This window comes from Petrocella sp. (assembly GCF_059865615.1).
Genome location: NZ_JCBCDA010000120.1, coordinates 23,650 through 34,425 on the forward strand (window position 1 = coordinate 23,650; position 10,776 = coordinate 34,425).

Annotated in this window: 11 protein-coding genes and 1 riboswitch; of the genes, 10 read left to right on the forward strand and 1 reads right to left on the reverse strand. The window is 40.0% G+C overall.

The features are described from left to right. Window positions 1-34 precede the first annotated feature (34 nt). The 10 genes from AC6F8J_RS13965 (at window position 35) to hemL (ending at window position 8,155) form a co-directional block, all read left to right on the forward strand. Window positions 35-160 (forward strand): hypothetical protein, encoded by a 126-nt coding sequence (locus AC6F8J_RS13965; protein WP_500724205.1) that lies wholly within the window; start codon window positions 35-37, stop codon window positions 158-160. Further along, window positions 144-458, forward strand: a complete 315-nt coding sequence (locus AC6F8J_RS13970; RefSeq protein ID WP_500724207.1) for an iron-sulfur cluster-binding protein — start codon at window positions 144-146, stop codon at window positions 456-458. The genes AC6F8J_RS13965 and AC6F8J_RS13970 overlap by 17 nt, the downstream gene beginning before the upstream one ends. Window positions 459-470: 12 nt before the next feature. Further along, on the forward strand, window positions 471-770 hold the full coding sequence (locus AC6F8J_RS13975; RefSeq protein WP_500724209.1) for a ferredoxin-like domain-containing protein: 300 nt from the start codon (window positions 471-473) through the stop codon (window positions 768-770). Further along, a complete protein-coding gene (locus AC6F8J_RS13980; RefSeq protein WP_500724211.1) occupies window positions 737-871 on the forward strand; it encodes a hypothetical protein in 135 nt (44 codons plus the stop codon). Before AC6F8J_RS13975 ends, AC6F8J_RS13980 begins: the two co-directional genes overlap by 34 nt. A gap of 17 nt (window positions 872-888) precedes the next feature. Then, window positions 889-1,350 carry a ferritin family protein gene (locus AC6F8J_RS13985; protein ID WP_500724213.1) on the forward strand — a complete coding sequence of 154 codons (462 nt, stop codon included), beginning with the start codon at window positions 889-891 and terminating at the stop codon, window positions 1,348-1,350. A 62-nt stretch (window positions 1,351-1,412) separates the two neighbouring features. Continuing rightward, window positions 1,413-2,669, forward strand: coding sequence for a glutamyl-tRNA reductase (hemA, locus tag AC6F8J_RS13990; protein ID WP_500724215.1), 1,257 nt, complete (start codon window positions 1,413-1,415; stop codon window positions 2,667-2,669). 4 nt (window positions 2,670-2,673) lie between these two features. Then, window positions 2,674-3,273, forward strand: a complete 600-nt coding sequence (locus AC6F8J_RS13995) for an NAD(P)-dependent oxidoreductase (protein WP_500724217.1) — start codon at window positions 2,674-2,676, stop codon at window positions 3,271-3,273. Window position 3,274: 1 nt separating this feature from the next. Further along, the gene (cobA, locus tag AC6F8J_RS14000) at window positions 3,275-5,857 is read left to right on the forward strand and encodes a uroporphyrinogen-III C-methyltransferase (RefSeq protein WP_500724219.1); all 2,583 of its coding nucleotides are present in this window, start codon (window positions 3,275-3,277) and stop codon (window positions 5,855-5,857) included. A 34-nt stretch (window positions 5,858-5,891) separates the two neighbouring features. Further along, on the forward strand, window positions 5,892-6,866 hold the full coding sequence (gene hemB, locus AC6F8J_RS14005; protein ID WP_500724220.1) for a porphobilinogen synthase: 975 nt from the start codon (window positions 5,892-5,894) through the stop codon (window positions 6,864-6,866). Between the two features lie 11 nt (window positions 6,867-6,877). Continuing rightward, window positions 6,878-8,155 carry a glutamate-1-semialdehyde 2,1-aminomutase gene (gene hemL / locus AC6F8J_RS14010; RefSeq protein ID WP_500724222.1) on the forward strand — a complete coding sequence of 426 codons (1,278 nt, stop codon included), beginning with the start codon at window positions 6,878-6,880 and terminating at the stop codon, window positions 8,153-8,155. Between the two features lie 234 nt (window positions 8,156-8,389). On the opposite strand, the gene AC6F8J_RS14015 is transcribed toward hemL, so the two are convergent. Next, window positions 8,390-10,393 carry a methyl-accepting chemotaxis protein gene (locus AC6F8J_RS14015; RefSeq protein WP_500724224.1) on the reverse strand — a complete coding sequence of 668 codons (2,004 nt, stop codon included), beginning with the start codon at window positions 10,391-10,393 and terminating at the stop codon, window positions 8,390-8,392. A gap of 247 nt (window positions 10,394-10,640) precedes the next feature. Beyond that, window positions 10,641-10,776: riboswitch (cobalamin riboswitch) on the forward strand. This riboswitch is flagged as partial in the annotation.

A 10,776-nucleotide genomic window follows, 5' to 3' on the forward strand; every position in this document is an offset into this window, starting at 1 on the left:
AATATATGATAACTTTAGAGAGAAAGGTAATCTTATGTATAAAGAAATCCTTATGTTGGTAGGCCAAGGGTCTGTCAACAAAATAAACTTCATGAAAAGTGGTATTGGTAGATATCTAGTCGCATCCGGCTTAGCAGGTGCCTATGATCCTTACGGTTGATCAAGGGGATGATTCGTGGCCTTATATGGTTGGCCTTATTCCAAGCCATATTAAAGATTTGGATTTGTCCGATGTAGAAAATAAGACGGTCATCCTCGTTGGTCCACCCATGATGATGAAATTCACCACCTTAGAGTTGTTACGTCTTGGTTTTGCTGAAGAAAATATTTGGGTATCTTTTGAACGTAAAATGAGTTGTGGTATTGGTAAATGCGGTCACTGTAAGATTGATGAAACTTATGTTTGCCTAGAAGGTCCTGTTTTTAACTATACCAAGGCAAAGACATTGTTGGACTAAGGAGGCGTACTCATGAGTATAGATCGAAAATTAGTGACAAAAAATGCGTATAGAATTACAAAAATTAGAAATAAAACCGCCCTTAGAGTCCGAGTTCCGGGTGGCCATCTGGAAGCCAAATATTTTCAAATCATTCAAGAAGTAGCAGAAAAGTATGGTGACGGTACGGTTCATTTGACCACCAGACAAGGTTTTGAATGTCCTGGAATCGACTTTGATCGAATCCCGGAAATCAATAAGATGATCCGAAGGAGCATATCGGTTATATTGTGGACCGTATGGGTTATCAAGTCTTTAAAAAAGAAGTCTTAGAAAGCATTACCTTGAATCCAAAAGCCCTAGTGGCAGAACATATACAGTGGCATGGGTACCATTATAAAACAGATATGCAGTTTAACCATGAAGGTTTGTAGAAAAGGGGGTCTATATCATGCAAGAAATATTTTTACTGGAAGATCTACTGGATGTGCTCATTGATATTGAGGTGATGGGTCAAGGGCATTATAAAGATTTGGCCAATCAGGCTGGAGATGAGATGTTGACGGAACTTTTTAAGGCATTGGCCAAGCAGGAAGAAGCACATGAAAAACTCTATAAGTCCCTCAAAGAGCAATACGTGAATTTTACGACCAGTGACGTTGATGAAGAATATATGGCTTATATAGATGCTTTAATTAAAGACAACATTGACTTTATGACGCAGAAAAAAGAGGTTATGAATCTGGAGGAAGCTTTTGATTTGGCTTTTCGACTTGAAAAAGACACCATATTATTTCTTAGAGAGGCACAAAGACATCTACCAGTAGCTGAACATGACAAGATGGATGGTTTGGTGGCACAGGAACAATCTCACATCGTCATGCTTAGACAATACAGATCTCAGATGATATAATATAGGGCAAGGGTGCTTCGGTGTCCTTGCTCTTTATTTTTGTTTTTTGGAAAGGATATACGATGGTTGTGAATGTTGTGGGTGTAAGTTATAAAGAAATGGAAGTGGATCTAAGAGAACAATTGGCTTGGACACAAACAAAGCGGATGGAATATCAAATTCAATTGTTTGAATCAGTTGGTGGCAATGTCTTATTATCCACTTGTAACCGCTTTGAACTCTATTATACAGGCGCTGATAAAGATGTATTAGAGGTGATTGAAGGCATTATTGACCAATTGAAGCCGGAAGATAGGCCTATTTTTCGAGAACGTCTGTGGTCCTTAACCGGAGATGCAGCCATCACCCATTTGCTGAAAGTAACAGCGGGTCTGGATTCTATGGTACTTGGGGAGGATCAGATTCTATCCCAAGTTAAGGACGCTTGGCTTTTGGCATCCAAAATGGGGATCAGCAATAAAATACTAAACCGACTTTTCCAAGAAAGCATTCGTTTTTCTAAAGAAATCAGAACCAGAGTTGGTATTTCTCATTTGCCCATCTCCGTGGCCTATCTGGCTTATAAGCGTGCCATGGATTTTCTTAAAAGAACCGGTGGTAAAGGGGTTATGATCGTCGGTCTTGGTGAAACAGGCCGTCTGGTCAAGAAGTATTTCGATGAAGTGGCTGATGAAGAAGGTTTGGTAATATACAAAACAGGCCGTTCCATATGTCAAAAGAATGGTGTGGACTTAGATGATGGCACTCTACATTATGAAGAACGGTATGCTTTTCTAAGCCAAGTGGATTGTATTATCAGTGCTACCAGCAGCCCCCATTATATATTTTCATATGATCGACTCTTGGAAACCATGAATCTGTATCAAGGTGAAATAAAAAATCAGTTGTTTATAGACTTGGCGGTTCCTGCTGATATTGAACGCCGAATCGATATAATAGATCACATTCAAGTCCTTGGTATCGATGAGATTGGAAAAACCATTGAGGATAATCTGGAAGTCAGACGAGAAATGGCAGATTGTATGTTAGAAAAAATACCCCATGAAGTTGAAATGCTTAAAGACTGGATGATGCGTTCAGTTGCTGATCCGACTATTGAAGGTCTTCAGAACAAAGTTCAGACAGCCTACGGGGACGCTATGGACTTGATTCATAAAAAGATACAACTGAGTCAAAAAGAAAGTGCATATATTGAAAAAGTCATTAAATCAGCGATCCTTAGGGTGGTGAAAGAGCCTATTTTGGGATTAAAGAATATGGAAGAAGAAGAGCTTAAAGAGGCTTTGACCTTAATGAAAAAATTGTACGATTTGGAGTGAGGCTATGTACTTACCGGTAATGTTGAATATAGAAGAAAAAAAGATTGTGGTTATTGGAGGCGGATCCGTAGCCCTTGAGAAAATCCAAAAATTAATTGACTTTGGTGCTAGGGTTGAAGCGGTGAGCTTGAATTTTTTGCCAAGTCTATTAGAAATGGGTCCTAAGGTTCAATGTAGGGTCAGTTCCTATAATAAGGACCATATTACAAGTGCTTTTTTAGTTATTTCTGCAACCAATGATGCGCTTGTTAATAGACAGGTTTATGAGGATTGTAAGGCACTTCGTATTCTTTGTAATGTGGTGGATCAACCGGATTTATGTGATGTGGTGTTTACCTCAGTCCTAAAGCGAGGTCAACTTATTTTTTCGGTGAGCACCAGTGGGCAAAGCCCTATACTGGGACAGAAAATCATTGGTAAGCTTAAAGAAGAATATGATGAAAGTTGGGAAGAAAAAATAAAGTTACTGGGAGCGATTAGAACAGTTTTTAAGGAGAGGGAAAGAGATTCGGTTAAGAGAAACAAGATGTTACGCGCCATCATCTATAAAGATACCGAGACCTTAAGACGTATTTTAGAGAAACTGACCATAAATGGGGGATGATATGAAAATAAGATTAGGAACACGGGGCAGTGCCCTTGCACTTAAGCAGACAGAACTTGTAATGTCTCATCTACAAAAAGCCTATCAACAAAATGCTGACTCATCTAACACACTAGTTTCATCCAATGAACCCTTAGAACTTGAATGTGTCATTATTGAAACCAAAGGGGATAGGGACCAAACAAGGCCTTTATCTCAGATAGGGGGGCAAGGTCTATTTATCAAGGAAATTGAACAAGCTCTTCTTGATAAGCGCATTGATTTGGCCGTTCACAGTCTTAAAGATATGCCGGCCAGGTTACCCCAAGGGCTAATCCTTGGTGGCACGATTACAAGAGAAAACCCATTTGATTATCTCATTATAAAAGAAGCGGCAAGTCTGGAAAACTTACCTCCAAAATTAATCATCGGCACGGGCAGCCCAAGACGTAGAGTCGAGCTAAAGCGTTTGTTCTCAAGTTTGGGCATTGAGGTGGTCTTTGAGAATCTTCGAGGGAACATTGATACAAGGCTCAAAAAGTTAGATAAAAAGGATGAAAAAAATCAAGATAATCAGTATGATAATAATGAGAATATGCTGGATGGGATTGTTTTGGCACAAGCCGGCATCCACCGCTTGGATTTAAAAAAAGAATACCCACACCTTAACTTTATAGCCTTAGATTATAAGAAAATGATACCGGCACCTTGTCAAGGCATACTGGGACTTGAGATTCGAGAAGAAGATGAAGCTTTATTTAGGCTTCTGGCATCAATTCAAAATCATAAAGCCACTTTACAGGCAAGACTGGAGCGAGCTTATCTAAAAGGCACACAAGGTTCATGTCATATGGCAATTGGTGGTTACCTAGACCTATCTTTAGACCTGAATCTTACCTTCTATAGTCTATTAGGTGACGAGCATGGTCAAACAGCTCACAGAGAGACTCTAAAGCTTGGTTTTATCCATGATTTGGACTTGGTCCAAAATGAACAACAGATGAAATTTTTGGAAGATCAACTGATCAAACATGGTCGCCATATGGCCAAAAAACTGACATCTCGATCAAGAGGAGTTGTTGCCTTGGTCGGTGCAGGTCCGGGAGACGTGGAACTGATTACAGTCAAAGGGATGCGTTATCTAAGTGAAGCGGATGTCATTGCCTATGATTACTTAAGTGGTAAGGCATTACTGGATCTAGCACCTACGTATTGTGAAAAAATATATGTGGGTAAAAAAGCCGGAGATCACACCATGACCCAAGAAAAGATTAATGCCTTATTGATTGAAAAAGCTTTACTTGGACTTAAGGTGGTTCGTCTTAAAGGGGGCGACCCTTATGTTTTTGGCCGTGGTAGTGAAGAAGCCTTGGCTCTTAAAGAAGCAGGCGTAGATTATGATGTTGTACCAGGCATTACCTCTGCTATAGGTGGCTTGACCTACGCCGGAATACCCATAACCCACAGAGGATTGTCTGCATCTTTTCATGTGATGACAGGCCATCTCTCCAAATCGGGTGCACCAATGGACTATGAAGCTTTGACAAAAGCGGGAGGGACCTGTATTATTCTAATGGGCATTGGACAGGCCAAGGCCATTGCAGAAGGATTTTTAAATGCAGGCAAATCAGCTAAGACCCCAGTTGCGATTATTTATCATGCTACAACACCTCAACAAGAAACCGTCAGTATAAGGCTAGATGAACTTAGCACAGCCATTGATGATCATGAAAGCCGTTCTGGTCTAATCGTCATTGGTGAAGTGGCAGGATTCCATCATCAATTGGCAAATCTTGAAGCCAAGCCTTTATTTGGGAAAAAATTATTGCTCACCTTGCCGACACCTGAAGTAAAAAATGAGGTTGGATCTTCGGATAAGGACAAAATGACCAACCGAGCCAAGTTGCTTCAGAATCTAAAGAATCAAGGGGCAGAAGTGGTTGAAATGCCTATGATTACCCATAAAATATTGCATCCGGAGTTAGAGTATTTTTCTAAAGACTGGTTTTCAGGGTTGGGGGCTATGGTTTTTACCAGTCCTTTTGGTGTGACTTGTTTTTTTAAAGCCTTACAAGCGCATAACCGGGACCTGCGCATCCTTACAGGACCCTCTATTATCAGTATAGGGACTTCCACCACAAAAGCTTTAAAGGACCATGGTATCCTACCGGATTATATGCCTGAAAAATTCACCACAAAAGAACTACTGGATTTGATACAATATAAGATGGACCGACAGAAACTGAGTCAAGGTATTTGCTTTTATAGGTCCAAACTGGGGAATACAGAGATCATAAAAGCCTTGGGCGAGAAAACCCAAGTGACGGATATTCACCTATATGAAGTGGTTCCCACAAAAACAAAAGTGGACTTTTTAGATGAGGGGTATGATGGGGTTATTTTCACCAGCCGGTCTGCTGTAGAAGCGTTTATGACCATGAATAGTGAGGATTATACCCAGATATCTCGGTCGATACCGGCGTATTCCATTGGCCCCATGACCACAGAAGCGTTAAAAGAATATCACTGGGCACTAATACATGAGGCAACAACCCATACATATCAAGGTATATACGAAATGATTATGGAGAAAATATCATTGTAAAAATAGAATTAAAAGAAGGGTAGGCGGTAGCAATATGGGATATTTACCAACACGATTAAGGCAAAATGGCGTACTAAGAAAGATGGTTCGGGATGTACAATTAACCATGGATGATATGATTTATCCGATTTTCATCGTGGAAGGTGAGAATGTATATAAAGAAATAGAGTCCATGAAAGGCCAGTACCATATTAGCGTGGACCAACTGGAACGGTTGGTGCCCCAGTGGCAGTCCAAAGGGATTAAAAGCTTTCTTATTTTTGGAGTACCGAAGGAAAAAGATGATCAAGGGGCTTGTGCCTATGATGATGACGGCATCGTCCAAAAAGCACTTAGAGCGATAAAAGCGATAAGTCAGGAGGTCTTCTTGATTACAGACATCTGCCTGTGTCAATACAAGTCGGACGGTCACTGCTGCTTCTTTGACTCACAGGGCATTATCAAACGAGAACAGACCTTAAGAACATTAGACAAGATTGCCATCAGTCATGGTCAAGCCGGTGCAGATATGGTAGCACCTTCGGATATGATGGACGGACGTATTGGTAGCCTTAGAACCGCTTTGGATAAAAACGGTTTTGAACATTTACCTATTATGGCCTATAGTGCTAAATACGCTTCCTCATTTTATGGGCCCTTTAGAGATGCGGCACATTCAGCCCCTGCAATGGGTGATCGACAAGCCTATCAGATGGATTTTCACCGAGCATCTGAAGCTCTCAATGAATTTGAATTAGATATTAAAGAAGGGGCGGATATTCTTATGGTCAAACCGGCCATGCCATATTTGGACATCCTTTCAAAGGCTTCTGAAGGTTTTAACAGGCCTATTGCAGCCTATCAAGTGAGTGGTGAATATGCCATGTTAGAGAAGGCTGTTAGAGAAAATCTTATCGCCGAAAAAAGCATTTATGAGTCTTTAATTGGAATTAAAAGAGCCGGTGCAAATCTGATTCTTAGTTATTTTGCCCCTGTAGTACAGGAACTTATAGAAAAATACGGTGAATAGGTAGGTTGATTATGAATAATAAAGAACTTTTTGAAGCGGCAAAAAAAGTGATGCCGGGCGGTGTGAATAGTCCGGTGCGATCCTTTGGCTCTGTTGACACCCCACCAATTTTTGCTAAAAAAGCTTTAGGAGCTCATGTTTGGGATGTGGAAGACAAAGTCTATATTGACTTTATCGGTGGTTTTGGTCCCCATATATTAGGCCATGCTAATCCTGTGGTCTTAGAAGGGGTAGATGGTGTATTATCAGAAGGTATTAGCTTTGGACTTTCCACAGCCATAGAGGTTGAAATGGCACAGACCATCAACCGTCTGATACCTTCAATGGAGATGGTCAGGATGGTGAACTCAGGAACAGAAGCGACCATGAGTGCCATACGCTTGGCCAGAGGGTATACCAAACGGGATAAAATACTTAAGTTTGAAGGCTGTTACCATGGCCATTCAGATGGTTTATTGATCAAATCCGGTTCAGGTGGACTAAGCTTTAATGTACCTACCAGTGCTGGTGTACTGAATGCTTTGGTTGAACATACACTTATTGGACAAATCAATGACATAGAAGGTCTTGAAACACTATGGGCAAGATATGGTCATGAGTTGGCCGGTGTTATCGTTGAGCCGGTAGCAGCCAATATGGGTATTGTACCCTTGGACCAAGCTTTTCTTAAGCGCCTAAGAGACTTATCAACTTCTACAAATTCGGTGCTGATCTTTGATGAAGTTATTACTGGATTTAGACTTGGCCTTGACGGCGCACAAGGATACTATGATCTTCAACCGGATTTAACCTGTCTTGGGAAAATCATAGGTGGTGGCATGCCTGTTGGTGCTTATGGCGGACGGGCTGATATCATGGCCCATATATCACCACTTGGGGATGTTTATCAGGCTGGGACCTTATCTGGGAATAGAGTGGCGATGGCCATGGGTCTTAATACCATAAACTATTTAGAAAAGCATCCTGAGATCTATAGGCAATTAGAAGAAAAAGCGGTTTTCCTTGAAACAGCTATGATTGACAACCTGAAGGCAGCCGGTATCCAAGGCCAGGTGAACCGAGTGGGTTCACTACTGAGTCTGTTTTTTACAAAAGAGCCGGTGACGGATTACTATTCAGTCATGAAGTCAGATACCGAATTGTTCGGACGTTATTTTGCAGGCATGCTTGAGGCGGGAATTCTTTTGGCCCCATCAACTTTTGAAGCCATGTTTTTATCCATGGCCCATGATGATGAGGTTTTACAATCTTTTATAGACATTCAAAAAGAAGTGCTAAAAAATCTATAATAAACGCTTCTATGAAATATGTATCCATAAAAAAGGCATAAATACATAATCTTTCTTGATTAAGTATGTTATGCCTCTTTTATTATTAATAGTATAGTTGGTTAAGGCGTCAAAACTATATAGTTGAACTTTCATATACCATATATAGTTGCGAATGTATCAACGTAATCTATATATGGTATATGAATTTAGTGAAACTTAGTTTTGACCCTTTAACCATAGTTTGGTTAGAATTTAAGCTTCAAAATGTTGCATCTCATCAGATAACTTAAGAATGTCTGCATTCAGATGTAAGATGGCTTCACTAATTTCAGTAATCCTTGACATCTGTTCCTCTGTTGAAGCATTGATTTCTTCTGTTGAAGCAGCGGATTCTTGGCTGATGGCCGCCATGGATTCAAGTGAAGTGAGTAGTTCATTTTTAAGCTGTTCAATATTTTTGGTTTCTGTAATGAAGGCATCAATGACACCTTCAACTTTTGTAACACTGGTATCCATGTCATCAAATACAGAAACGGTTTCGTCAAGGTTGAGTTGAGCAGACTCGACAGAATTTTGTGTATCAACAACGGTTTTACTGGTGCCTTCTACCACATGGATAATGCCCGCTATGATGTCATTGATTTCTTCAGCAGAGCGAGAAGATTGTTCTGCTAGCTTTCTGATTTCATCAGCTACGACTGCAAAACCACGACCAGCTTCTCCGGCACGTGCCGCTTCAATTGAAGCATTGAGTGCCAATAAATTGGTTTGAGCAGAAATACCTTGAATGGTGACGACGATGTTTTCAATAGCTTGAGAGCTTTTGTTTAGAGTATTAACATTATTCGCCACATCATTGGTGTTTTGCACCGTGGTTTTAAATACTGTTTGTAAAGTGTTGATTTTAGTACGTCCTAGGGCATTGGAGTTGACCATACCATCTGATTCATTTTTAGCTTCGGATAAACGGTCAAAAATCATATTCACACTATCACCTAATTGTTTACCGGCTATAAGTCGGTCGTTTACATTTAAAGCTAGTTCGCTGGCACCATTTGCGATTTCTTCGATGGCTCTGGTTGTTTCATTACTGGAAGTTGTAAGACCATCTACATTATGATTAATGCGCTCTGAAGCACTTGCAACAGATTCGATTCGTTGGGTTGTTTCATGTATGAGGCGTCTTACATTTTCAGTCATTTTGGTAAAATCAAGAGAAAGAGCCCCTATTTCATCTTTTGAGTGATAGTTAACAGAAGCAGTAAAATTACCTTGACCAACTTCATTCATACCTTCTTGAATAAGGCGTATAGGTTTTGAAACCCATTTTCCAATAATCCATTGTATAATCAATACCAGTAAAACAATAGCAACGAGGATACCGATTACATTATTAATAACAGATGCCATACGAATACGTTCGACTTCGGCCAATGGATAAGTGACAATTAATCTTATACCATCAAGGCTGTGTGACATGGCATAATAGGAGACGCCATCATCATGAATTGTATCAATTGCATCGGGTTGACTAAGTGTACCACTTAACCAAGGAATTTCTTCCACATTCTTACCGACGAAGCTCATATCTTTATGATTGATGATTGTATCATTTTCATCAACAATTAAAGCATAGCCACCTTCACCAACAACCAAACGTTCAATGCTTTTTTGGACATCCAGATTATCCAATAGTTCTTGAACAGCCGTTGGTTCAATACCAATCTGGACCAAGCCGGGTGCATCTATTCTGGAAGCACCAATATACTGAAAAAGTGTGTTGTCTGTTCCACGTGGTTCAGGCGCTTGAGCTAATACGCCATCGGTTTTACCAATTAAGTCTAAAAATGGCAGCGTCTGTTCAGAAGTACTGAAATCAAATCCATAAAAACCTTCAATATTACCATGGGTTAATACACCGGATCCGTCAATTACATGGATTTCTGAGACGTTTAATTGGTTGGCTAAGGCAGACATTCTACCGGTCTCAAGCCATGTTTCATCCTCAGCTATAAGCTGCACAATAGACTTGGTTAAAGCAATATTTTTCTCATCTAGAGCATTTCGAGTTATAGCAACAACTTCCGTTGCAGATTGAATATCACTTTTTATATTGCTGATTTGGTCTTGAAGCTGTAAAGTGACGACAGACTCCATAGCACGATTGGAAGCCAATGTGCTTACAATACCTTGTATACTGATGGCGATAACGATGATGATTCCTGTAATGAGAACAATTTTTCCTTTTAATTTCATGAAATACCTTTCTTATTATAAGGTGTCGAAAATACCTTTTTTTTGTTAGAGGGTTGCGTAGCATTCATTGTTAGAGGATACTCGTAGTGTCGTTGTATGAGGGTATTGTATCATGTTTTGTTTGCGCTAACAAGAATTATATATTAGATACTACTAATAACAACCATTATGATCGTCAATAAGAATGATAGGAAAAAATCGACATCTTAACCATTGAATAAAAATGAGGCATATGTTATACTAAAAAAATTCATATTTGTAGTGCGGTCCTGTTTAAAGACAGGTTAATAGGGAAAAAGGTAGAAGCCTTTGCAGCCCCCGCTACTGTAAGGGAGTACGAAATCTCAAATGCCACTGACTTAGTTGGGAAGGCGAGAAAGTAG